We start from the raw sequence: 23,054 nt of genomic DNA on the forward strand, positions 1-23,054 counted from the left end.
GGCGACGGGTTCAGAGCCGGTCGACGAGTTCAGAGCCGGTCGAAGAACCAGAGCACGATGAGCGCCACGACGGCGAGACCCAGCAACGGCTGCAGCGGGCCGAGCAGTCCGCCGACGATGCCGAGTGCGGTCCCGACGATTTCGAGCACGAGCCAGACGACGACGAGAACCAACACGACCTTCAGGAGGTCCTCGACGTCGAGTTCCGCGCGACTGCGACTCATACACTGACGTGACTGTTCGGTACGCAAAAATGCTCCGGCTACCTCTCGACCCGTCGACAGTTGGATGGGAGTTCGTCACACTCTGCAGTGGAAGCGAAGGGGTCGGCGACGCGAAAGCGGTGAATCGCGAGTGACACTTATCTTCGGTCGGTCGCTAGGCACTGTATGGCAAGCCTCTTTCGCGAACTCGGGCGGACAACGGCGAGAGGCGTCCCCAAACAACTGTGGACTGCCCTCTTTCTCGTCGTCGCCGCGTCGGTCGCGCTCACGCTCGTCCCTATCACGCCGGCGAGTATCGTCGGCCTGCTGGTGCTCGGTCTCGTCGTCGCCACGTTGGTCAGCGCCGTCGAAATCGTTCAGGCGTACGAGAAACGCGCGCTGACGGTGTTCGGCGAGTACCGCAAACTGCTCGAACCCGGCCTCAACCTCGTGCCGCCGTTCGTCTCACAGGCGCACCGCTTCGACATGCGAACACGGACGCTCGACGTTCCCCGGCAGGAGGCCATCACGGAGGACAACTCGCCGGTGACCGCCGACGCCATCGTTTACATCCGCGTGGTGGACGCCAAGAAGGCGTTCCTCGAAGTGGAGGACTACGTCACCGCGACGTCGAACCTCGCGCAGACGACGCTCCGCGCCGTCCTCGGCGACATGCAACTCGACGAGACGCTGTCGCGGCGCGCCGAGATCAACGCGCGAATCCGCGAGGAACTCGACGAACCCACCGACGAGTGGGGCATCCGCGTCGAATCGGTCGAAGTCCGGGAGGTGAAACCCAGCAGGGACGTCGAGGCCGCGATGGAGCAACAGACCTCCGCCGAGCGTCGCCGCCGCGCGATGATCCTCGAAGCCCAAGGTGAACGGCGCAGCGCCGTCGAGCGGGCGGAGGGCGAGAAGCAGTCGAACATCATCCGCGCGCAGGGCGAGAAGCAGAGCCAGATTCTCGAAGCACAGGGTGACGCCATCTCGACGGTGTTGCGGGCGCGCGCGGCCGAATCGATGGGCGAACGCGCTATCATCGACAAAGGCATGGAGACGCTCGGCGAAATCGGCTCCAGCGAGTCGACGACGTTCATCCTCCCGCAGGAACTCACGTCGCTCGTCGGCCGCTACGGCAAGCAGCTATCGGGGAGCGACGTGAGCGAGTCGACGCCGAGACTCGACTCACAGTCGTTCGACGAGGAGACCCGCGAGATGCTCGGCCTCGACGACGTCGAAGAGATTCTCGACGGGATGGGTGACGGAGAACGAGAGCAGATAGTCGACGTCGTTCCGGAAGGTACCGAGGTCGAAACCGAGCGGAACTGAGCTACCAGTCGAGCGAGCCGCCGGACTGGTACTCGGTCACCTGCGTCTCGAAGAAGTTCTTCTCCTTGTTGAGGTCGACCTGCTCGGACATCCACGGGAACGGGTTCCCCGTCTCGAACTCCGCTTCCATCCGGAGTTGCCCGAGGCGACGGTCGGCGACGTACTCGACGTACTCGGCGAACTGCTCGGCGCTCATGCCGAACAGGTCGGGCGGGCAGGCCTCCTCGGCGTAGATCTGTTCGAGTTCGACCGCCTCGACGACGAGCTCTCGAATCTCGGCGTCGAAGTCGTCGGTCCAGACGCCGGGGTTCTCGTCGCGGATGGTGTTGACGAGGTCGACGCCGAAGTTCAGGTGCAGCGATTCGTCGCGCATGATGTACTCGAACTGCTCGCCGACGCCGACCATCTTCCCCTGCCGCTTGAGCGCGAGCATCATCGCGAAGCCCGCGTAGAAGAAGATTCCCTCCATGATGACGTAGAAGCCGACGAGGTCCCGCAGGAACGCCCGGAGGTCGTCGTCGGTGTCGATAGTGAACGCCGGGTCGTCGACGGCGCGGGTCAGGTCGACGACGAACGCGTCCTTCTCCTCGATGCTCGGGACGCGGTCGTACATCCCGTAGAGGTACTCGGGGTCGAAGCCGAGGCTGTCGCAGCAGTAGATGAACGTGTCCGTGTGGATGGCCTCCTCGTAGGCCTGCCGCAGGAGGTACTGACGGCACTCGGGAGCCGTCACGTAGTCGTAGACGGCGAGGACGATGTTGTTCGCCGTCAGCGACTCCGCCGTCGAGAAGAAGCCGAGGTTCCACTCGACGAGTCGGCGCTCCGCGTCGGTGAGTTCGTCGCCGGACCACTGGGAGACGTCGTCCTGCATCGGCACCTCCTCGGGCACCCAGTTGTTGGCGACGCCCGCCTTGTAGTACTCGCGGGCCCAGTCGTACTCGATGGGCAGTATCTTGTTCGGGTCGTGCTGGCTGTCGTCGTTGAGTATGGGCATCGGTGGCTGGTGGTGAAGGACGGTCGGCGGGCGTTACTGGCAGGCGTCGCAGGTCGGGTCCTCGACGCTCGGGAGGTCGCAGGACTCGTCGGACTCCCACTCGTCGGCGGCGGTGCTGTCGGCGTCAGCTCCGTCGCCTCCGTCGCTGTTCTCGCCGTCGTCGCCGCGCAACTGCGTATCGTCGTACTCGGCCATGTCGAGCGTCGACTTCTCTATCTGGCTCGCGCCGAGCGTCCGCAGGTAGTACGTCGTCTTCAGCCCGAGTTCCCACGCCGTCCGGTAGACGTCGTCGAGCAGCGTCCCGTCCGTCGAGGGGAAGAACACGTTGTGCGACTGGCTCTGGTCGACCCAGACGGCGCGCTGCGCCGACAGCCGGAGCTGGTGTCGCGGGTCGATTTCGAAGGCGCTGCGGTGGAGTTCGCGTAGCGATTCCGGGATGGCGTCTATCTCTTGAATCGACCCGTCGTGGTACTTGACGTGGTCGAGCAGTTCGGGACCCCACAGGTCGCGCTCCTTCAACTGCTCGACGAGCGTCTCGTTGACGACGGTGAAATCGCCGGACATGTTCGACTTCACGTAGAGGTTCGAGTAGCGCGGTTCGATGGAGGGCGTCGTCCCGGCGATGGTGGAGATGGTCGCCGTCGGCGCGACGGCCATCGTGTTCGAGTTGCGCATCCCGTGCGCTTCGACGTGCTCTCTGACGCGTTCCCAGTCGAGCGTCTCCGTCACGTCGACGGGAGTCTCGCGGCCCCGTTCTTCTTCGAGGAGTTCGACCGTGTCCTGCGGGAACAGCCCGCGGTCCCACTTCGACCCCTCGTAGCTGTCGTACGGTTCGCGCTCGCGGGCGAGGCGCGAGGAGCCGAGGATGGCGTGGTACGAGACGAACTCCATCGCCTCGTCGGCGAACTCGATGGCGTCTTCGGAGGCCATCGGAACGCCGCAGTCGACGAGCGCCTCGTGGAAACCCATCACGCCGAGGCCGACGGGTCGGTGTCGCATGTTCGAGCGCTCGGCGGCGTCGGTCGGGTAGAAGTTCAGGTCGACGACGTTGTCGAGCATCCGCATCGCCGTGTCGACGGTGTCGGCGAGGCGCTCGCGGTCGATGTTCCCCGAATCGACGTGCCGCGCGAGATTCACGGAGCCGAGGTTACAGACGGCCGTCTCGTCGTCGGACGTGTTGAGCGTGATTTCGGTACAGAGGTTCGAGGAGTTGACGACGCCCGCGTGGTCCTGCGGCGACCGGACGTTACAGGGGTCCTTGAACGTCAGCCACGGGTGGCCCGTCTCGAAGAGGCGGGTGAGCATCGTTCGCCAGAGGTCGGCGGCGTCGACGCGCTCGTACTGGCGCAGTTCGCCCGCGTCGGCCTTCCTCTCGTACTCGCGGTACAACTCCTCGAACTCCTGGCCGTAGGTGCCGTGTAGTTCCGGCACCTCGTCGGGCGAAAAGAGCGTCCACTCCTCCTCCGCTTCGACGCGTTTCACGAACAGGTCCGGAATCCACGCCGCGGTGTTCATGTCGTGGGTGCGGCGGCGCTCGTCGCCGGTGTTGCGCCGCAGGTCGACGAACGCGGGGAAGTCCATGTGCCAACACTCGAGGTAGGCGCAGGCCGCGCCGCGACGCTTCCCCGAGCGGTTGATGGCCGCGGTCACGTCGTTCGATATCTTGAGGAACGGGACGACGCCCGTCGACTCGACGCCCGTCGACTCGATGAGCGCGCCCGTCGCGCGGACGTCCGTCCAGTCGTTGCCGAGGCCGCCGGACCACTTCGAGAGCTTCGCGTGCTCGCCGTACGCGTCGAAGATGTCCTCCAAGTCGTCGTCGACCGTCGTGAGGTAGCACGACGAGAGCTGCGGGTGCGTGGTGCCCGCGTGAAACAGCGTCGGCGTCGAGTGGACGAACCGCAGCGTCGACAGCAGTTCGTAGAACTCCTTGGCGCGCTCGGTGCGCTCCTCGGGGAGTTCGCGAAGCGCGACGCCCATCGCGACACGCATCCAGAACGACTGCGGCAGTTCGAGGCGCTCGCCGTCGTTCGTCCGGAGGAAGTAGCGCTTCTCGAGCGTCTCCATCGCCATGTAGCCGAACTGCTCGTCGCGGTCGAGCGAGAGCGTCTCCGCGAGCTCGTCGAGGTCGTAGGCGAGCATGCGCTCGTCGAGCAGGTCTTCGGCGACGCCGCGCTCGATGCCCTCGCGGAACGACTCGCGGTAGGCGGCGTCGAGGTCGTCGCCGCGCAGGTCGTCGCCGAGCAGGTTCCGGTAGTAGCGGCGGCGGAACGCGTCGGCGGCCGCGGCGTCGAACGCCGGGTCGCGCTCGACGCGCGCGGTGAGCACGTCGATGACGGCCTCGTACACCTCGTCGACTGACGCCCCGTCGTACAGTTTTCGCTCGGCGGCGTCGGCGAGACGGTCGGTGTCGTCGATGGCGTCGCGGCCGCGACAGGCGTCCGCGAGCACCGAACGAGCGGTCTCGATGTGGGTATCGGTGGTCTGGCTCATGTCTGAGGGTAGTGTGGGTTCGGCCCCGACGGCCGCGTCGCTGGACGGCGTCGTAACTCGCCGGAGAACGGCCGAGAGCGTCCATAGCGACGCGTCGGCGCGGTCGAACCGTGTATCGCGTGATGACCGACGGGAGCGCCATAAGTGTTTCCAACGTAGCTTTCAGTAGTACAATTTCGTTTGTTTTCGCCGAGCGCACGGCAGTCGTATCAACGACCCCGAATAACGGATTTCTGCACTGACGTGCTACAGTATCACATGCGAGTGAGACCGGCGAAGACGGACGATATTCCCGCGATACAGCGCGTCGCCCGGCGGTCCTGGGAGGCGACGTACGACGAGATACTCGGCAGAGAGACGGTGGAGGAGACGGTCTCGGAGTGGTACTCCGACGAGACGCTCGCCGAGGCGCTCGACAGGCCGGGGACGGCGTTTCTGGTCGCCGAGAGAGCGAACGAGATAGTCGGGTTCTGTCACGGCGTGGTCGAAGCCGAGCAGGGCGACATCGTTCGCCTCTACGTCGACCCCGACCACTGGCGCGACGGCGTCGGCTCGGCGCTGTACGAGCGACTCCGCTCGGACCTCGAAGATTTCAACATGCACCGACTGGAGGCTATCGTCCTCGCGGACAACGAGATGGGAAACGAGTTCTACCGTACCCTCGGCTTCGAGAAGAGGGGCGAAGGAGAGGTGACGATGGGCGGCGAAAACTACAGAGAAACCGTCTATCGGAAGGAGCTCTCGGCGGCGTAGTCGCCGAACTCGAATCCGGGACGCGAAACCGAGACCGGCTCAGAACTCGGGGTCGAGTTCGGGGGCGACGCCGTCGTCGGGGCTGTCGAGGTCGAACTCCCGGCGGAGTTCCCGAATCCGGTCGCGGATGTCCGCGGCGAGTTCGAACTCGAGGTTGCTCGCCGCCTCGTCCATCCGCTCTTCAAGCAGTTCGACCTTCCGGGCGGCGTCGTCGGCGTCCTCGACGTCGTCGACGGAGGTGTCCGAGGTATCGGTGTCGCTTCCGGGGAGACTGGTCTCGCCGACCTCCTTCTGGATGGTCTCGGGCGTGTAACCGTGCTCTTTGTTGAACTCGGTCTGAATCTCGCGGCGGCGCTGGGTCTCCTCTATCGCGGCTTCCATCGAGTTCGTCATCTCGTCGGCGTAGAGGACGACCTCGCCGTTGACGTTGCGGGCGGCGCGGCCCATCGTCTGGACGAGCGTCGTCTCCGAGCGGAGGAACCCCTCCTGGTCGGCGTCGAGGATGGCGACAAGTGAGACTTCAGGGATGTCCAGCCCCTCCCGGAGGAGGTTGATGCCGACGAGCACGTCGATGTTCCCCAACCTGAGGTCGCGGATGAGTTCGTGGCGTTCGAGCGTGTCGGTCTCGTCGTGCATGTACGCCACCTCGACGCCCGCTTCTTCGAGGTACTCGGTGAGGTCCTCGGCCATCCGCTTGGTGAGCGTCGTCACGAGGACGCGCTCGTCGCGCTCGATGCGGTCGTCGATGCGGTCCATCAGGTCGTCGACCTGCCCCGTCGCCTCCGTCACTTCGACTTTCGGGTCGACGAGGTGGGTCGGGCGGACGATCTGTTCGACGATCCGCTCGGAGTGCTCGCGCTCGTAGTCGCCGGGCGTCGCCGAGACGAAGAGGAGGTTCGAGGTCTTCTCCTCGAACTCCTCGAACGTCAGCGGGCGGTTGTCGTAGGCGGTCGGGAGTCGGAAGCCGTTACCGACGAGCGAGTCCTTTCTGGATTTGTCGCCCGCGAACTGCCCCTTGATTTGGGGGAGGGTGACGTGGCTCTCGTCGACGACGCAGAGGAAGTCGTCGGGGAAGTAGTCGAGAAGGGTGTACGGCGCTTCGCCCGACTCGCGGTCGGACATGTGGACCGAGTAGTTCTCGATGCCCGAGCAGTAGCCCGTCTCCCGGAGCATCTCCAGGTCGAACGTCGTGCGCTCTTCGATGCGCTGGGCGGCGACCAGATCGCCGTTGCGCTCGAAGTACCGAACTCGCTGCTCCATCAGTTCCTCGATCTCCTCGGTAGCGCGCCGGAGGCGCTCCTCGGGGATAGAGTAGTGCTCCGCCGGGTGGAAGAGGACGGCCGGTTCCTGGGAGACGACCTCGCCCTGCAAAGTGTCAATCTTCATCATCCGGTCGACCTCGTCGCCCCAGAACTCCACGCGGACGGCGTAGCGGCCGTACATCGGGAACACCTCGACGGTGTCGCCGCGCACGCGGAACGTGCCCTGCGAGAAGTCGACGTCGTTGCGCTCGTAGTTGAGGTCGACGAGTCGCTTCAGCAGTTCGTCGCGGTCTATCTCCTCGCCGACCTCCAGCTCCAAGGCCATGTCCTTGTAGTTACGCGGGTCACCGAGGCCGTAGATGGCCGAGACGGAGGCGACGACGATGACGTCGTCGCGGGTGAGAAGCGACCGCGTCGCGCTGTGGCGCAGGCGGTCTATCTCCTCGTTGATGGACATGTCCTTGTCGATGTACGTGTCGGTCTGTTCGAGGTACGCCTCCGGCTGATAGTAGTCGTAGTAGGAGACGAAGTACTCGACGGCGTTGTCGGGGAAGAGATTGCGGAACTCCTCGTACAACTGGGCGGCGAGCGTCTTGTTGTGTGCGAGGACGAGCGTCGGTTTCTGGACCTCCTCGATGGTCCACGAGACGGTGTTGGTCTTCCCGCTGCCGGTCACGCCGAGCAGCGTCTGGTTCTTCATGCCGCTGGCGTAGCCGTCCGCCAACCGCTCGATGGCCTCCGGTTGGTCGCCTGCGGGGTCGAACGGCGCGTCGACGCGGAACCGTCGGTCGGCTCCCGGCCGGTCGGGCGACAGCGGTCCGGAGTCGGTGTCACTCATCGACTGTCGTACGTGGTGGAGCTACTTTACGGGCACGACAGGCATCGGTTCGGGTCGCTCGTGGCCGAAAGAGGGGCCGAAAACGGAAGCCGGTTCGACTAGAACAGGTGGTCGGCCATCGTCGCCGACCAGACGGTTCCGTCGGTGAGCATCTCGCCGCCGCAGCGCCAGGAGTCGGCGTTGCTCACGTCGTCGACGTACGGGTACGCGACGAGCGTCGCCTGCGACGTCAGAGTCGACAACGGGTAGTCGCTGTCGCAGACGAATCCGGCCGCGCGCATCGCACCCTCGGGAAACGCCGACCCGAACGCCGTCAGGAGGTCCGCGTCGGCGTGCTGTTCGGCGACGGCGACGAGCAGCGTCCGTACCGCATCGCGGACGGGGGTCGAGTCGTCCGCCGCCTCGGTCGAGGAGGCCCGGTCGGCCGGGAGCACGTCGACCAAACTGACGCGGCCGTTCTCCTCGGTCCGGTCGGCGACGACGACAGCGGCGACCGCTTCGCCGTCGCGGGCGGCGAAGTACGTCCGGTACGTTCCGCCGTCGCCGAACCGCCAGCCGTAGAACTCGGCGTCGCGGACGGCGCGGGCGCCGTCGGCGTCGACCCGCTCGGCCAGCGCTGCGAGTCGGTCGGCGGGGACGCCGTCGACGCGGGAGACGGCGACGTCGCGGTCCACGCCGATTCGGCGACGTTTCGCACCGAGGTAGCCGCGAGCGACGACGCCGCCGAGTCGGCCGAGCGCACCGGCAGTGCGACCCCGCCGGGCTGCGAGCGCCGCCGGGTTCTGAATCCGATAGTACGTCGGCATCTCGTCGACGGCGCGGTAACCGGAGTCGAGCGCGTCGCCGACGGCGTCCTCGCCGGGGAAGTCGAACGCGAAAGCGACCGGTGAGTCGGCGTATCGCTCCTCGGCGGCCGTCGAGAGTCGCTCGGAGAGGTCCGTTTCCTCGTAGTCGGGGTGAACGAGGCGGTCGATAGTGTGGAGGGCGGTCACGACATCGGTACCGACCCGCACGCGGACGGCCGCCGACAGCTGTGCAGCGACGAGTTCGCCGTCGTCTTCGGCGACGTGTATCGGAATCGTACCGAGATCGAACGGGTTGTCGACGAACAGCCGGCGGAACCACGCCGGGTCCAGTGGCTCCCCGGTGGCCGTCTCGTACAACGAACCGAGTGCATCGCGGTCGTCGGACTCGAACGGTCGTAGCACGGGGGCGACGGCGTCGGCAGCCGTCTCGTCGTCGGGCGAGTCGTCGGCATCGCGGTCGTCGATGGTCGTCTCGGGAGATGGCGCTTCGGCGGTGGTCGTCTCGCTTCCGTCGGCGGGGCGGTCGGTCGCCCCGGACCGGGACTCGTCACGGTCGTTCGGGTCGTGACTCTCTTCGGTCGACGCGGTCATCGGTAGCCGTTTCGAGAGAATCGACATTGTTACTCGCTCCATACCCGGCGGTAAGTGCGTCCAAACGGCGACAGCGTGTTTCCGAACCGCTTTGCCGGTTCCCGAGGTATGTAGCGGCATGGAACGAGAACCGCTCCGGCGAGCGAGCGACGAACTCCGTGAGGCGAGCGAACTGACCGACGGCACGCTCGGAGAGCGACTGCTGAAGCAGTCCGAAACGTTCGCCGACCTCGCGGGTCGGGACCGAGGACCCGACCACGGTCGCCTCGACAGACATCTGAACGCGCTGCGAGAGATTGCAGCGCAACTCGACGGGGAGGCGAAAGCGCACGTCGAGGCGGCGAGCGAGGCCGTCACGGAGTATCGCTCCGGCGTCTCCGGCGTCTGAACGCGACCGGTCAGACGGGCGACAGGCCCGGAAGCTCTCGACGACGGGCTCGGCGGCTCTCGACGACAGGCTCGTCAGCTCTCGACGACAGGCTCGTCAGCTCTCGGCGACAGACTCGTCAGCTCTCGGCGACCGGTACGACCCCTTCGGTTCGCGTGGAGAATCGAGAGCGTCAACCGTAGAGAACGGTCAGTTTCGGCGGTCAGCAGACGTTTTTCGGCTCGACGCCCATCGATTCGAGCGTCTCGACGTAGTGGTCGTACGCGGCGTCGACGACGGCGTCGGCAGCGGCGCGGGCGCGTTCCCAGTCGGCGTCGTCCTCGCAGACGCCGTCGAGCGTTTCGGCGGCGCGGTCCAGTTGGTCGTCGTAGTCGTCGCGGATGCCGCGGAACGCGTCCGCCGAGGAGGTGTCGGCGCTGCCGACGAAGAACCCGACCATCTGCCCGGCGAGACGACCGGCGACTATCGAGCGCGCGAGGAGGCCGCCGACCCGTTCTTCGGTGGTTTCGAACCCGTCGAGCGTCTCGTACAGCCGACGGTCGGTGTCCGGGTCGGCCTCGTCGCTCTCGACGGCGTCGCGGTGGTCGACTTCCGCGTCGGCGACGGCCGAGAAGAGGTCGGCGGCGTCGCCGTCGCCTTCGCTCTCGGCCCACTCCTCGAAGATGCGAGCGGCCGTCTCTGCCTCGTCGCGGGCGGCCGCGCGCACCGCCGGTGCGTCCATCTCGCCGCCGGTGAGCGCGTACAGCGCCTTGGAGGAACCGAGCCGGGAGAGAGCGGTTTCGTGGTCGTCGCGCAGCGTCTCGATGAGTCGACTACCGTTCATGTGACGACGTACGCGAGTCGGGTGTTTGTAACCTCCGTCGTCGACCCGTTCGCTACAGCGACACACCGGGTGCTGACGGCGGCCGAACGCTCACCGAGAGGTACAGTTAGGGGGGTGGATGTCAACCGTCGAACGTGCGAATCTCCACAGCCCTCCACACCGGATTCCGCCTTCCGGACCGCTACCCCGTCGCCGTCCTGCCGTTTTACCTCCTGACGGCGGGCGCCGGCGTCGTCGCTCGCGTGCCGCTGTTCGTCGGTGTCGCCGTCGTCCTCGCCGTTCTCTCGTCGAGCGGCAGGCTCGATACCTTCGCCGAGCGCATCCAGCAAGTCGACTTCAGTGCGCTCAACGCCGCCGAACCGACCGAACCGACCGGCCTCGCCGAGGCGCTGGCCGTCGTCGTGACGCCGCTGACGGTCACCGTTTTCGCGCTCGCCGTGTTGGCGTCGGTCGCGGTCAGCCTCCTCGTCACGGCCGCCGTCCGTGCCGGCACGCTGTCGGCGGTGCTCGCCGCAATCGACGGTGGAGACCCGACGCTCGAAGGCGTCCGCGGCGCGAGTCGGCTCTGGCTGTCGTTCGTCGGCTTCTCCCTCGTCAGGGTAGTGCTGTTCGGGGGTCTCCTCTCCGTGACCGTCGCCCTCGCCGCCGTGCTGCTCACGCTCGGCCCCGCGGGTGCGCTCGCGGCCGCCCTCGTGTCGCTCGTCGGCGTAGCGCTCGCGCTCGTCGTCGGTCTGTTGTTAGCGTTCACCGAGCAGTCGCTCGTCGTCGACGACGACGGACTGGCCGGCGCCCTCGGTGCGAGCGCCCGGTTCCCGGTTCGGCGACCCGTCGACTTCCTGTTCTACGTGCTCGTCGCCGCGGCGGCGCTCGTCGGCAACAGCGTCGTCGTCGGAACGGCCGGCTTTTTGGGCGCGACACAGGCGGGAGCGCTGCTGTCGATACTGCTCGTCTCGCCGATTTTCGACGGGTTCAAAACGTCGCTGTACGCCGAGCGCGGCATCGGTGAGCGCGACGGCGCGGGGAGCGGCGACCGACCCACGCGGCGGCGGCGCGTCGCCGCGAGTACGCGAGACGGTGTCAGCGCGCTCGGACGGTTCGTCGTCGACCACCCGGGGTGGAACCTCGTCTCGACGCTCGTGCTGGCCGGCAGCATCCTCGCGGGCTACGCCGCGACGTCGGGGTACGGCGTCCGCATCGGCGCGTCGGGCGACGTCGCCGGCGTCTTCGGCGTCTTCCCGGTGGGCACGTTCGTCAACATCGCCGCGAACAACTGGCTCGTCGCCGCCGGCAGCGCGTACGGTGGTCTCGCACTCGGCGTCCCGGCGGCGGTCAGTCTGGCGTTCAACGGCGTGCTCATCGGTGCGCTCGCCGGAATCTTCGAGCTAGTGCCGTTTCTGGCGCTCGTCGCCCCGCACGGCGTCGTCGAACTACCCGGGTTGGTCGTCGCGGGCGCACTCGGACTGCATCTCGGTGTCGTCGGCTGGCGCGCGTACCGGGGCCGCGACGGCGCGGCGACGGTGGCCGAGGCGCTCCGGTACGCGTTCCGCGTGCTCGTCGGACTGGCGGTCGTCTTCGTCGTCGCGTCGTTCGTCGAAGCGTTTCTGACCCCGCGAATCGCCGCGTTCGTGCTCGGAGGATGACGCGCTGACTGCGGCATCCGACCGCCGAACGACTAGCTCCGAAACACAGTTTGGCTGGTTTCCCATTCGTCGTCCCGTGGGTTTCGTTTTCTCCAGCACGAATGCCTAATTCGTTAGGGAAGAGAGTTTAATGGACAGAGATACTATCGAGATATGCACAGCGCGGATGCGCCGGACCTTACACAGTTCGCGTGCCAACGAACTAGCCAAGCCATGCAGTCCCGGTGCGCCGCGTTACGGGGCACTCGCCTCGTTTTTCTCTCGAACGTTCGTCTCCGAGCGACGCGCCTCGGTATCGGACGACGTCTGTCCTCCGCCGCGACCGCAGCGCCGGCCGCGAGGGTGTGGCTTCGGGAGCGTCGGCCGCGGGAGTGCCGGCAGCGAGAGCGCCGACCGCGAGAGTGTCGACTGCAACGACGTTACCCTCCGAAACGACCAATCGACCCGGAACCTCATTTGTGTGGTACAGTCGTTTAGTGGATAGGGTCGCTACAGTAGTACGCGAGCACGGACGCCCCGGACCCATCACAGTTCGCGTGCCAACGAACTTGCCAAAGCCATGCACTCCGGACGTACCGTGTTTTGACGGGGCAGCGGCCTCGTTCTCCCCCATCCTCGAACCAACGCCCGACGAGCGGTGCGTCTCGCGCCACCGCGACCGGCGGTCGCTCAACACCCGTGCCGTCGCGTCGTCGGTTCTCTCGAACCGCACCCGCCGCGGACGATGACCTAATATATTTGGCGTCGTCGTTTAGTGAGTGGAGAAACAAGTCGTAGATGCGAAACGCGGGCGCACCCGACCCACCACAGTTCGCGTGCCAACGAACTAGCCAAGCCATGCAGTCCCGGTGCGCCGCGTTCGACGAGGCACCCGCCTCGTATCCCCCCATCCTCACAGACGCCGACCGCCGAGCGCGTCGCTCGGCGGTCGAAGAAAGAAGAATCGCGACGAGTAGTCGCCGAGTCGGTGTCGAGTCGGCAGTCGTTCAATCGTCGTTGCTGCCGGTCTCGACGGGTGCGCCGACGAGGTTGCCCCACTCGGTCCACGACCCGTCGTAGTTGGTGACGTTGTCGTAGCCGAGCAGTTCGTGGAGCGCGAACCACGCGATAGAAGAGCGCTCGCCGATTCGGCAGTACGCGATGACGTCCTGGTTGTCGTCGACGCCCTCGGACTCGTAGAGTTCGCGGAGTTCGTCGGCGGACTTGAACGTGCCGTCGTCGTTGACGGTGGCCGCCCACGAGATGTTGCGAGCGCCGGGGACGTGGCCGCCGCGCTGTGCGGTCTCCTGCAGTCCCGGCGGGGCGAGAATCTCGCCGGAGAACTCCTCGGGCGAGCGAACGTCGACGAGTGGCAGACCGCGGCCGATGGCTTTCTCGACGTCGTCGCGGTAGGCGCGGATGGACTCGAACGGGCCGCGAGCGGCGTACTCCTGCTCGGGGAACTCCGGGACCTCGTCGGTCGTCGGGTGGTCGTTGTCGACCCAGTAGTCGCGGCCGCCGTTCATCAGGCGGACGTCCTCGTGGCCGTAGTACTTGAACTGCCAGTAGGTGTAGGCGGCGAACCAGTTCGAGTTGTCGCCGTAGAGGACGACCGTGGAGTCCTCGCTGATGCCGTGAGAGCCGAGGAGCTCCTCGAAGTCCTCCTTGTCGAGGATGTCGCGGGTCGTCTGGTCCTGCAACTGCGTCTCCCAGTTGAAGCCGATCGCGCCCGGAGCATGACTCTCGTCGTACGCCTCGGTGTCGACGTCGACTTCCACGAGTCGGTACTCGGGGTCGTCGCTCCCGAATTCGTCGAGATGGTCTTCGACCCAGTCCGCCGAAACGAGAACGTCTTTTGCGTAATCTGCCATCGCGTGCGTGGCTACGTACTCCGGGAGCATAACCCTCACACCCCCGGCATGTACGGCCGTTCGAGCGAAGTACCGGAGATTTTTGCAGAAATCACCCCGTCGAGCGATTTATTCCGATGTTGCGCGGCTGACGAATCGGCGAGTCCCAGCGTTTTTTGCTGGTAAATGGGACGAGGGTCAGTCGTGGCCGCGACGAGGGGAGCTAAATCCCGTCCGTTCGTAACCCGTTACATGTACGAGAACGCCGTCGTCGCTCCGACGTGGCTCGCCGACCGACTGGACGAGGTCCGCGTTGTTGACGTGCGCGACGGGTGGGAGTTCGACGGTATCGGTCACCTCCCGGGAGCGGTGAGCGTCCCGTTCGACGACTTCCGCAGCTCCGCAGGTGATGAAGGAATGTTACCTGGTGCGGAGACGTGGGAGGCGCTCTTGGGCGAGGCCGGCATCGCGACCGACGACCACCTCGTCGCCTACGACGACACCCACGGCGTCTTCGCCGCCCGCTTTCTCGTGACCGCCGAACTGTACGGCCACAACACCGACCGCCTCCACCTGCTCGACGGCGACTACAGTTCGTGGAGCCGCGAGTACGAGACGACGACCGAGACGCCCGACCCGGAGCCGGCGACCTACGAGGTTCGACGCCCCGACTCGTCGCCGCTCGTCGACTACGAGACGGTGCTCGACAGCCTCGACGACGACGGCGTGGTCGTCGTGGACACGCGCGAATCGTGGGAGTACGACGAAGCACACGTCCCCGGCGCGGTGCAACTCGACTGGCGCGAGTTCGTCGACGACGAGACGCGAGGGTTGAAATCGACCGACGAACTGGAGTCGATTCTGGCCGACCACGGCGTCTCCGCGGACCGACGAGTGCTTCTGTACTGCAACACCGCCCGCCGCATCAGCCACACCTACCTCGTGCTCCGACACCTCGGCTACGAGGACATCGCGTTCTACGAGGGGAGTCTCACCGAGTGGAAAGAACGCGGTGGTCCGCTCGAAAGCGGCGGGGAGAACGACGAAGGCGGCGGAGAGAGCGACGAAAGCGACGGAGAGAGCAACGAAGGCGACGAGAGAGGGGAGGAAAGCTAAGGAGACAAGGGGGGGGGTGGACAGTTAGTGCGATTGGACGAGCACCCGACCGTCGTCGAAGGCGGAGACGTGGACGCCCGCGTAGTGAAACTCGACGACGCGACTGCCGGTACTTCGAAACCCGCCGAGGGGGTCGCAGAGGAGGTCGTCCAGCGCGTCCGGGTCGACGGCGTGGAACAGCGGCGGTAACGAGAGCGGGTCCGTCCTCACGGCGTCGGCGACAGCCCTGATGACGGTATCGCTCGGACGTTCGCCGTCGTCGCAGTGGTAGGTTTTCGCGTGCGGCCCGGGGGTGACGAGTGGTGAGGTGATGGTCACGACCGGGTGTAGACGCGCAGCCTAGAGAACGTGTCCTGTGATTATGCAACGGCCTTTATTACGGCGTCGGCGATCACTGTTCGACGAGTGTCCGCCGCACGAGATTACGGCAGCCGCGACGGAGACGGTCGGCGACCGCCTGTCGGCTGATGTCGAACTCGTCGGCCAGCGAGTCGAGCGACGCGCGCCGCGGAATGTCGAAGTAACCGCGGTGGAACGCGAGCAGCAACGTCTCCCGCTGGGCTTCGGTGAGCCCCTCCGGACGTGGCTCCGTGCCGTCGAGTCGCCGGAGCTGGCGGAGAGTCAGCGGCACGTCGTGGTCTCCGCAGTACTCCTGAAACGCCGAGAGTCCCTCGCGCGTCGGCGCTCGGCATTTGAACGTCCACCCGTCGGGTGTGCCGGTCGCGCTGAGGAGCGCCACGTCGAGGCGAGCGAACCCGGTGAGTAGTTCGTCACCCGCCGCGGACCAACGACTCCGAAAGAGCGTCCCGTCGCCGTCGGGGCCGAGAACGTCGACGCCCTCGAAAGCGTCGTGCGTCGCGAGGACGTCGACGACGGCGTCTTCGTCGGCGCCGGTGACCCGAAAGTACGGGAACACGTCGGGTTTCGTCGGGATGACGCGGACGAGTTCGATTCGCACCTCCGGCGCCGCCGCGAGAACCGAACCGAAGGGGAGGATGTCGGGTGGAAGAGCGAACTCGGCGTAGAGAGTCATTCGGTGAACACGGCACAACTACCACTCGACCGCACAAAAGACCAGTGACGAGTTAGTTTAATTCATCTGTCTGATGGGATTTGAGCTCCGAGGAGAACAGCGCCGCGCTCTCCAGGACGAGTGCGACGGCGAGCGGTCCGACGATGACACCGAGAGCGCCGAGGCTCAACAGTCCGCCGACGAAGCCGACGAAGTAGACACTCCCGGGGAGGTTCGCCGTCCGTTGAGCCAGTCGCGGACGGATGACGACGTCCGGAAGAAACGCCACGAAGAACCCGCCGACGACGAGAACGAGGAGTGCAGCGACGGTCTGCCCGAGCGTGAGGTGGTACAGCGCGAGGAGCAACAGGAGGAGACTCGGACCCAAAACCGGGACGAACTGCAGCACCGCCGCGACGGTCGCGAGCGCGAACGGGAAGTCGTAGCCGAGGAGCGCGAAAACGACGACGCTGACGAGAAACGTCCCGACGGCCGTCGCCGCCTGCAGGACGTAGATAGCGAACAGCGTGTCGCGGGCGCGCCTGTCGAGCGCCGACGCCACGTCTCGGTACGCGGGGGGAACGACCGTCAGCACGGCCGCGCGCGTCGTCCCCGCCCGAAACAGCAACGCGAAAACCACGAGCGCGAACACCGAGAGTTTGACGAGCAGCACCGGCGCAGCGACGACGACGTCCTGTGCGAGCGACCGCAGAAGCGACAGCGCCACCGTCGTCGCCTGGTCGAGCGTCACCGTGTAGGCGTAGCCGGCGAGTTCGAGCGTCACCGCGTCGGGGACGATGGCGAGCAACCCGCGGAGCGCGTCGAACCGAAGGACGAGCACACCGACGAGCGGTGCCGCGACGGCGACGACGCCGAGGAACGCGGCCGCGGTGGCGACGGCGCTTGACATCCACGCCGATAGCCCGCGCCGAGTCAGTTCCCGACGCAACGGCGAGAGGAGATACGCCACCGTCAGGGCGAAAAACACCGTTCCCAACACGTCGACGAGTATCAGCGCCGTCAGCGCCGCTGTGGTGGCGAACAACGCCCCGAGAACGTACCGTCGGTCGAAAGTCACGTCTGAGGTTCCGAAGACACCGTAATAGCCGTTGGGTCTCGCTTCCGAACCGCCGACGCCGCCGACGAGTGTCGATAGTCGCTCCGACGCGTCCAGACCACGACCGTTAAATATCACCCGGTGTAATCACCGCGTAATGAGACGGCGAAACTTCCTCAAAGCGGCGGGTGCTGCGGGCGTGTCGGCGCTCGTCGCCGGCTGTAGCGCCGAGCCCGTCGACGACGGAAGCGACGGCTCCGGGTCGAACGAGACAGGAAGCGGAGATGCGGCGGGCACGACCACCGGGACGCCCGAGGGTCCCGCGACGCTCCGCGTCGCGACGTACTCCGCGTTCGTCGACGCCCCGAGTTCGAGCCCCGGACCGTGGCTCAAAGAGCGGTTCGAGTCGGAGTTCGACGCCACGCTGGAGTGGCAGACCCCCGACGGCGAGATAAACTACTTCATCGAGCGCGCCGCGCAGGGCGTCGACGTCGACGCCGACGCCTACGTCGGCCTCGACACGAACATGCTCATCCGCGTCGACGAGAACCTCGACCGAGAGCTGTTCGCACCGGTCGACGGGAACGAAATCGAGGGCCGAGACGCCGTCAAGTCGGGACTGGAGTTCGACCCGCAGGAGCGGGCGATACCGTACGACACGGGGTACATCAGCCTCGTGTACGACGAGAACGAGGCGACCGCGCCGGAGACGTTCGACGGCCTGCTGGACCCCGAATTCGAAGGTGACCTCATCGCGCAGGACCCCCAGTCGAGCGCGACCGGCCAAGCGTTTCTGCTCCACACCATCCACGCGAAGGGCGAGGACGGCTACCTCGACTACTGGAAGCAGTTGCAGCAAAACGGCGTGCGCGTGCTCGGGACGTGGGAGGACTCCTACGCCGCGTACTCGAACGGCGAGGCGCCGATGGTCGTCTCCTACTCGACCGACCAGGTGTTCGCGAACGAGGAGGGAGAGGACCTCAGCGAGCACCAGATTCGGTTCCTGAACGGCGAGGCGTACGCCAACCCGGAGGGGATGGCCCGCTTCGCCGACGCCCCGAACGTGGACCTCGCGAACCGGTTCCTCTCGTTCATGCTCCGCCCGGAGGTGCAGGCCGAAATCGCCGTCAGAAACGTCGCGTTCCCGGCGATTTCCGACGCACCGCTACCGGAGGATTTCGCCCAGTACGCCAAGGAACCCGAGACGCCGGTCACCTTCACTTACGAGGAACTCCAAGGAAACCTCAGTGAGTGGACCGACGCGTGGGCCCGGCAGTTCGCCAGCAACTGACGTGAGCGACGCGACCAGCGGCGACGAGAGGAGCGCAAACGCGGGCGGTGGCGGGTCGGAGAGACGGACCGGTCGACGACACGACAGTGTCTCGGACTGGCTCGAAACCCGCGCGCTGACGCTCGTCGCGCTCGCCACCGGTGTCGTCCTGCTGGTCCTCTTTTACTACCCCGTCGCGACCGTGTTCGTCGAAGCCGTCGTCGACGACGGCGAACTGACGTTCGCGCCGCTTTCGGGCGTCCTCACGTCGCGCTTCTACCTCGTCGAGATCATCGGCTTCACGGCGTACCAGGCCGCGCTGTCGACCGTCGCCAGCGTCGCGCTCGGGCTACCGGGCGCGTGGGTGCTGTCGCGCTTCGAGTTCCGCGGCCGCGAGACGCTTCGCTCGCTGACGATTCTGCCGTTCGTGCTCCCCTCCATCATGGTCGCTATCGGGTTCGTCGCCACCTTCGGCGCGAACGGCACCCTCAACCGCTTGCTCTCCTCGCTCGGACTCGGTTCGGTGAATCTGTTGTACACTCTTCCCGCGATCATCGTCGCCCACGCGTTCTACAACGCGCCGCTCGTGACCCGAATGACGACGGCGGCGTGGGAGAGCGTCGACGCCCGAACGGTGGAGACGGCGCGGAGCCTCGGCGCGTCGCCGACGCGGGCGTTCCTCGACGTGGTCGCGCCGCAACTACTACCCGCGGTTCTCGTCTCCGCGACGCTGACGTTCGTCTTCACCTTCGCGTCGTTTCCCATCGTACTGGCGCTCGGCGGCCTCCAGTACGCGACCATCGAGGTGTTCGTCTACTACCGCGTCCAGCAGTTGGCGTACGCCGACGCCGCCGCCCTCGCGGTGGTCGAGACGGCCGTCTCGCTCGCTCTCACCTACGCGTACCTCCGCTACGAGGCCCGCCAGCAGACGGCCGCCTTCGGCGCGGGCGCGCGCCCGGCGCCTCGAAAGCAGTTGCTTCCACGTTCACTCGACGGGTTCTCGGCCCGCGAGGCGCTCTCGCGCGTCGCCGTCTTCGGCTACGGCGTCGTCGTCCTGCTCGTCTTCGTCGCGCCCATCGTCAGCATGCTGCTCTCGAGCGTCACCGCACCCGACGGGTCGCTGACGACGCGCTACTACGAGTTTCTCGTCCAGCGACAGGCGACGGCGGCCGAGTTCCAGGTGAAGCCGCTCCCCGCGGTCCTCAATTCGTTGCTGTTCGGCGTCGGAACGCTGCTTTTGGCGCTGCCGATGGGCGTCGTGATGGCGGTACTGACGACGCGTCGTTACCGCGGCCGGAAGGTCGTCGACGCGCTGGCGATGGCCCCGCTCGCGGTGAGCGGCATCGTCGTCGGCCTCGGCCTGCTCCGGGGGCTTGTGTTCGGCTTCGAGGCGTTCGGCTACCGGTTCACCGTCGCGGGCGCTATCGCCATCGTCGCTGCGCACGCGGTGAGCGCCTACCCGTTCGTCACGCGCAACGTCGCGCCGCTGCTCGGGAATCTGGACCCGCGGCTGATCGAGTCCGCGCGGAGCCTCGGCGCGTCGCGGGCGCGGACGCTGTGGGATATCGAACTCCCGCTCGTCGCCGCGGGCGTCGTCGCCGGCGCGGCGTTCGCCTTCGCCATCAGCGTCGGCGAGTTCGACGCGACGGTGATTTTGGCCACCGGGTCGAACAGCTACACGATGCCGGTCGCCGTCGAACGCTATCTCGGTCGCCGCCTCGGACCAGCGACCGCGATGGGCTGTATCCTCCTCGTCGTCACGAGCCTCAGTTTCGTCGTCATCGAACGCTTCGGCGGGGGGTCCCGCGGTGTCTGAAATCTCCCTGGAGGGCGTCGGAAAGTCGTACGCCGGGACGACGGCGCTCGACGACGTGAGCCTCCGCGTCCGCGACGGCGAGTTCTTCACGCTCGTCGGCCCGTCCGGCTGCGGGAAGACGACGACACTGCGGCTGATTGCGGGGTTCGAGTCGCCGACAGAGGGTGAGATTCGGTTCGACGGTGACGACGTCTCGGGCGTGCCCCCCGAGGACCGGAACGTCGGCGTCGTTTTCCAGAACTACGCGCTGTTCCCCCACATGAGCGTCGCCGAGAACGTCGGCTACGGGCTTCGCTTCGCGGACGAGAAGCGACGCCGCGGGCGCGGCGAACGGGTCTCGGAGCTACTGGAACTCGTCGACCTCGCGGGGATGGGAGAACGCGACCCGACGGAGCTCTCCGGCGGCCAACAGCAGCGCGTCGCCCTCGCCCGCGCGCTCGCACCGGGACCTCGCTTACTGTTGCTGGACGAACCGATGAGTGCGCTCGACGCCCGCCTGCGCGAACGCCTCCGGTTGCAGGTGAAGCGAATCCAGTCGGAGTTGGGCATCACGACGGTGTACGTCACTCACGACCAGGAGGAGGCGCTGGCCGTCTCGGACCGCGTCGCGGTGATGAACGAGGGGAACGTCGAGCAGGTCGGCCCGCCGCGCGAGGTGTACCAACGCCCGGCGACGCGGTTCGTCGCCTCGTTCGTCGGCGACAACAACCTGTTCGAGGGTGAACTGGTCGGCACACACGAAAAGTCGGGGATTGCACGCGAAACGAAGGGGTCGCGGCGGTTCCGCGTGCGCGTCGGCGAGACGGTGTTCGAGGTCGACGCGACCGCGGACAGTTCGACCGGTGAGAGCGGGTCGACGCCGGTCGGAACCGGGTCGTCTTCCGGGCGATCGCCGCGGTTCGACGGCGGGAGCGTCGGCTTCTGCGTCCGTCCCGAGAAACTGGAAGTCGGGAGACGCGAGAATCGGTTCGAGGCGACGGTCCGAGAGACGGAGTTCCTCGGCGAAGCGACGCGCGTCCACCTCGACTGGGACGGGCGCGAGGTGATCGTCCGCGCGCCGGAGTCGCCGCCGACGGGCGAGACGGTCGAACTGGGGTTCGACCCCGCGGACGCGTACGTGTTCGAGTGGTGAACAGTCCGGCAGCGGTGACGGCGGGTCCTGGCTTTATTCGGTCCGGCGTGGTTCGTTCGCAAGACCGGTTGGTGTCGGTTTCCGCGCTCGCACGGCGCTCGGCCGCACCCCGACGACGGAGTTCTCCGATGAAAGACAACGACCACGACGACACCGACGCCGCAGCATCGAGTACCGACCAGTTTGCGACGGGCGAGCGGACGTCCGTCTGGCTCGGCACCTCGCCGACGACGGAGTACGAACCGCTCGACGGCGGTATCGACGTCGACACCGCCGTCGTCGGCGGCGGTATCGTCGGAGTGACGACCGCGCTCCAGTTAGCCGAGGCGGGACAGGACGTCGCGCTCGTCGAGCGCGACCACATCCTCACCGGCGTCACCGGGAAGACGACGGCGAAGCTCACCTCCCAGCACGGGATTCTCTACGACACGCTCGCGTCGACCGTCGGCGAGCGGAAGACCCGGCAGTACGCCGAGGCCAACGAGGCTGCCATCGACCACGTCGAATCCCGCGTCGAGAGCCTCGGCGTCGACTGCGCCTTCCGGAGGCTACCGTCGTACGCTTACGTTCGGTCACCGGGGCGTCGCTCGGAGGTTCGACAGGAAGTGAACGCCGCTCGTCGGTTCGGCCTGCCGGCCGAGTACGAGGAGTCGGTCGCCGTCGACGACGGAGCGGTCGCCGCCGTCCGATTCGACGACCAGGCGATGTTCCACCCTCGGAGCTACCTGCTGGCGCTGGCGGAGGCGTTTCTCGACGAGGGCGGGCGCATCTACGAGGAGACGCGGGCGCTCGACGTCGACGGCGGCGCGCGTCCGATGGTCGACACCGACCGCGGCGAGATTCACGCCGACGACGTCGTGCTCGCGACGCACTTTCCGATTCGTGACACGGGCGCGTACTTCGCCCGGATGCACCCGAAACGGTCGTACGTCGTCGCCGCGCGCGTCGCCGACCCGCCGACCGAGGCGATGTACTACTACACCGGCGAGCAGTACTTCTCGGTTCGGACCCACGACACCGGCGACGAGGTGCTGACGCTCGTCGGCGGACAGAACCACAAGACCGGACAGGGCGGCGATACGCGCGAGCGCTACCGGAAGGTCGAGGAAGCCGCCCGCCGCCACTTCGACGTCGACTCTATCGAGTACCGTTGGTCGACGCAGGACTACGCCTCGGTCGACAAAGTACCGTACGTCGGCGAGTTACCGCTCTCGGAGCGCGTCTACATGGCCAGCGGCTTCGGCGGGTGGGGGATGACGAACGGGACGGCGGCGGGACTGTTGCTCGCGGACCTGGTGTGCGGCGAGGAGAACCCGTACACGGAGGTGTACGACCCGAGCCGGGTGACCGTCGACCGAACGTCGGCGACGGAGTTCGCCACGCAGAACGCGAACGTCGCGAAGGAGTTCGTGCGCGACTGGCTGTCGAAACCGCACCGCGACGACCTCGCGCGACTGCGGCCGGGCGAGGCGACAGTGCTCCGCGAGCGGACGAAACCGATAGCTGCGTACCGCGACGACGACGGGGAGCTACACACTCACTCGGCCGTCTGTCCGCACTTGGACTGCATCGTCCGCTGGAACGACGCCGAACGGTCGTGGGACTGCCCGTGTCACGGCTCGCGCTTCGAGTACGACGGTCACGTCGTCGACGGACCGGCCGTCTCCGACCTGTCGACGCGAAATCTGGACGTCGAGTGAGT

19 protein-coding genes are annotated in these 23,054 nt (G+C 66.7%); 9 read left to right on the plus strand and 10 right to left on the minus strand.

Annotation, left to right across the window (positions count from 1 at the left end):
* Positions 1-29: 29 nt before the first annotated feature.
* The gene (locus DV709_RS08820; protein WP_117593738.1) at positions 30-224 is read right to left on the minus strand and encodes a DUF7554 family protein; all 195 of its coding nucleotides are present in this window, start codon (positions 222-224) and stop codon (positions 30-32) included.
* Between the two features lie 165 nt (positions 225-389).
* Between DV709_RS08820 and DV709_RS08825 the strand changes: the two genes are divergently transcribed.
* On the plus strand, positions 390-1,532 hold the full coding sequence (locus tag DV709_RS08825) for an SPFH domain-containing protein (protein ID WP_117593740.1): 1,143 nt from the start codon (positions 390-392) through the stop codon (positions 1,530-1,532).
* Position 1,533: 1 nt separating this feature from the next.
* Here DV709_RS08825 and DV709_RS08830 read toward each other — a convergent pair whose 3' ends face one another.
* Positions 1,534-2,526 carry a ribonucleotide-diphosphate reductase subunit beta gene (locus DV709_RS08830; RefSeq protein WP_117593742.1) on the minus strand — a complete coding sequence of 331 codons (993 nt, stop codon included), beginning with the start codon at positions 2,524-2,526 and terminating at the stop codon, positions 1,534-1,536.
* 33 nt (positions 2,527-2,559) lie between these two features.
* Complete coding sequence (locus DV709_RS08835; protein WP_117593744.1) at positions 2,560-5,019, minus strand: ribonucleoside-diphosphate reductase subunit alpha; 2,460 nt, start codon at positions 5,017-5,019, stop codon at positions 2,560-2,562.
* Between the two features lie 258 nt (positions 5,020-5,277).
* On the opposite strand from DV709_RS08835, the gene DV709_RS08840 reads away from it, so the two are divergent.
* Positions 5,278-5,772, plus strand: coding sequence for a GNAT family N-acetyltransferase (locus DV709_RS08840; RefSeq protein ID WP_117593746.1), 495 nt, complete (start codon positions 5,278-5,280; stop codon positions 5,770-5,772).
* Between the two features lie 39 nt (positions 5,773-5,811).
* Here DV709_RS08840 and uvrB read toward each other — a convergent pair whose 3' ends face one another.
* Positions 5,812-7,872, minus strand: a complete 2,061-nt coding sequence (uvrB, locus tag DV709_RS08845; protein ID WP_117593748.1) for an excinuclease ABC subunit UvrB — start codon at positions 7,870-7,872, stop codon at positions 5,812-5,814.
* A 98-nt stretch (positions 7,873-7,970) separates the two neighbouring features.
* Positions 7,971-9,311 carry a GNAT family N-acetyltransferase gene (locus tag DV709_RS08850; protein ID WP_157972693.1) on the minus strand — a complete coding sequence of 447 codons (1,341 nt, stop codon included), beginning with the start codon at positions 9,309-9,311 and terminating at the stop codon, positions 7,971-7,973.
* Between the two features lie 76 nt (positions 9,312-9,387).
* Here DV709_RS08850 and DV709_RS08855 point away from each other — a divergent pair, with 76 nt between their 5' ends.
* On the plus strand, positions 9,388-9,657 hold the full coding sequence (locus DV709_RS08855; protein ID WP_117593752.1) for a DUF7553 family protein: 270 nt from the start codon (positions 9,388-9,390) through the stop codon (positions 9,655-9,657).
* A gap of 202 nt (positions 9,658-9,859) precedes the next feature.
* Here the strand turns inward: DV709_RS08855 and DV709_RS08860 are convergent, their stop codons facing one another.
* Entirely contained in the window at positions 9,860-10,480 is a 621-nt protein-coding gene (locus DV709_RS08860; protein ID WP_117593754.1) for a transcription antitermination protein, read from the minus strand.
* Between the two features lie 134 nt (positions 10,481-10,614).
* On the opposite strand from DV709_RS08860, the gene DV709_RS08865 reads away from it, so the two are divergent.
* Complete coding sequence (locus tag DV709_RS08865; RefSeq protein WP_117593756.1) at positions 10,615-12,120, plus strand: stage II sporulation protein M; 1,506 nt, start codon at positions 10,615-10,617, stop codon at positions 12,118-12,120.
* A gap of 986 nt (positions 12,121-13,106) precedes the next feature.
* Here the strand turns inward: DV709_RS08865 and DV709_RS08870 are convergent.
* Complete coding sequence (locus DV709_RS08870; protein ID WP_117594205.1) at positions 13,107-13,970, minus strand: sulfurtransferase; 864 nt, start codon at positions 13,968-13,970, stop codon at positions 13,107-13,109.
* A gap of 231 nt (positions 13,971-14,201) precedes the next feature.
* Between DV709_RS08870 and DV709_RS08875 the strand changes: the two genes are divergently transcribed.
* Positions 14,202-15,065 carry a sulfurtransferase gene (locus DV709_RS08875; protein WP_117593758.1) on the plus strand — a complete coding sequence of 288 codons (864 nt, stop codon included), beginning with the start codon at positions 14,202-14,204 and terminating at the stop codon, positions 15,063-15,065.
* A 24-nt stretch (positions 15,066-15,089) separates the two neighbouring features.
* Here the strand turns inward: DV709_RS08875 and DV709_RS08880 are convergent, their stop codons facing one another.
* From DV709_RS08880 to DV709_RS08890, 3 genes are all read right to left on the minus strand, one after another.
* A complete protein-coding gene (locus tag DV709_RS08880) occupies positions 15,090-15,383 on the minus strand; it encodes a HalOD1 output domain-containing protein (RefSeq protein ID WP_198665669.1) in 294 nt (97 codons plus the stop codon).
* Positions 15,384-15,456: 73 nt separating this feature from the next.
* A complete protein-coding gene (locus DV709_RS08885) occupies positions 15,457-16,098 on the minus strand; it encodes a helix-turn-helix domain-containing protein (RefSeq protein WP_117593760.1) in 642 nt (213 codons plus the stop codon).
* A 52-nt stretch (positions 16,099-16,150) separates the two neighbouring features.
* The gene (locus DV709_RS08890) at positions 16,151-17,155 is read right to left on the minus strand and encodes an AI-2E family transporter (RefSeq protein ID WP_117594209.1); all 1,005 of its coding nucleotides are present in this window, start codon (positions 17,153-17,155) and stop codon (positions 16,151-16,153) included.
* A 136-nt stretch (positions 17,156-17,291) separates the two neighbouring features.
* Between DV709_RS08890 and DV709_RS08895 the strand changes: the two genes are divergently transcribed.
* The 4 genes from DV709_RS08895 (at position 17,292) to DV709_RS08910 (ending at position 23,052) form a co-directional block, all read left to right on the plus strand.
* Positions 17,292-18,425 (plus strand): thiamine ABC transporter substrate-binding protein, encoded by a 1,134-nt coding sequence (locus tag DV709_RS08895; RefSeq protein WP_117593762.1) that lies wholly within the window; start codon positions 17,292-17,294, stop codon positions 18,423-18,425.
* A 115-nt stretch (positions 18,426-18,540) separates the two neighbouring features.
* Positions 18,541-20,220: an ABC transporter permease gene (locus DV709_RS08900; protein ID WP_232819719.1), complete on the plus strand. Its 1,680-nt coding sequence runs from the start codon at positions 18,541-18,543 to the stop codon at positions 20,218-20,220.
* Positions 20,213-21,352: an ABC transporter ATP-binding protein gene (locus tag DV709_RS08905; RefSeq protein WP_198665670.1), complete on the plus strand. Its 1,140-nt coding sequence runs from the start codon at positions 20,213-20,215 to the stop codon at positions 21,350-21,352. The genes DV709_RS08900 and DV709_RS08905 overlap by 8 nt, the downstream gene beginning before the upstream one ends.
* 128 nt (positions 21,353-21,480) lie before the next feature.
* Positions 21,481-23,052 (plus strand): FAD-dependent oxidoreductase, encoded by a 1,572-nt coding sequence (locus DV709_RS08910; RefSeq protein ID WP_117593768.1) that lies wholly within the window; start codon positions 21,481-21,483, stop codon positions 23,050-23,052.
* The last annotated feature ends 2 nt before the right edge of the window (positions 23,053-23,054 follow it).

Origin of the sequence: Haloprofundus halophilus, from assembly GCF_003439925.1 — an archaeon.
Taxonomy (GTDB): Archaea; Halobacteriota; Halobacteria; order Halobacteriales; family Haloferacaceae; genus Haloprofundus; species Haloprofundus halophilus.

Excerpts from the sequence above, each read along its gene's own strand:
- DV709_RS08820 (WP_117593738.1), bottom strand. The coding sequence starts at position 224 with ATGAGTCGCAGTCGCGCGGAACTCGACGTCGAGGACCTCCTGAAGGTC.
- DV709_RS08825 (WP_117593740.1), top strand. The coding sequence starts at position 390 with ATGGCAAGCCTCTTTCGCGAACTCGGGCGGACAACGGCGAGAGGCGTC.
- DV709_RS08830 (WP_117593742.1), bottom strand. The coding sequence starts at position 2,526 with ATGCCCATACTCAACGACGACAGCCAGCACGACCCGAACAAGATACTG.
- DV709_RS08835 (WP_117593744.1), bottom strand. The coding sequence starts at position 5,019 with ATGAGCCAGACCACCGATACCCACATCGAGACCGCTCGTTCGGTGCTC.
- DV709_RS08840 (WP_117593746.1), top strand. The coding sequence starts at position 5,278 with ATGCGAGTGAGACCGGCGAAGACGGACGATATTCCCGCGATACAGCGC.
- uvrB (WP_117593748.1), bottom strand. The coding sequence starts at position 7,872 with ATGAGTGACACCGACTCCGGACCGCTGTCGCCCGACCGGCCGGGAGCC.
- DV709_RS08850 (WP_157972693.1), bottom strand. The coding sequence starts at position 9,311 with ATGGAGCGAGTAACAATGTCGATTCTCTCGAAACGGCTACCGATGACC.
- DV709_RS08855 (WP_117593752.1), top strand. The coding sequence starts at position 9,388 with ATGGAACGAGAACCGCTCCGGCGAGCGAGCGACGAACTCCGTGAGGCG.
- DV709_RS08860 (WP_117593754.1), bottom strand. The coding sequence starts at position 10,480 with ATGAACGGTAGTCGACTCATCGAGACGCTGCGCGACGACCACGAAACC.
- DV709_RS08870 (WP_117594205.1), bottom strand. The coding sequence starts at position 13,970 with ATGGCAGATTACGCAAAAGACGTTCTCGTTTCGGCGGACTGGGTCGAA.
- DV709_RS08875 (WP_117593758.1), top strand. The coding sequence starts at position 14,202 with ATGTACGAGAACGCCGTCGTCGCTCCGACGTGGCTCGCCGACCGACTG.
- DV709_RS08885 (WP_117593760.1), bottom strand. The coding sequence starts at position 16,098 with ATGACTCTCTACGCCGAGTTCGCTCTTCCACCCGACATCCTCCCCTTC.
- DV709_RS08895 (WP_117593762.1), top strand. The coding sequence starts at position 17,292 with ATGAGACGGCGAAACTTCCTCAAAGCGGCGGGTGCTGCGGGCGTGTCG.
- DV709_RS08910 (WP_117593768.1), top strand. The coding sequence starts at position 21,481 with ATGAAAGACAACGACCACGACGACACCGACGCCGCAGCATCGAGTACC.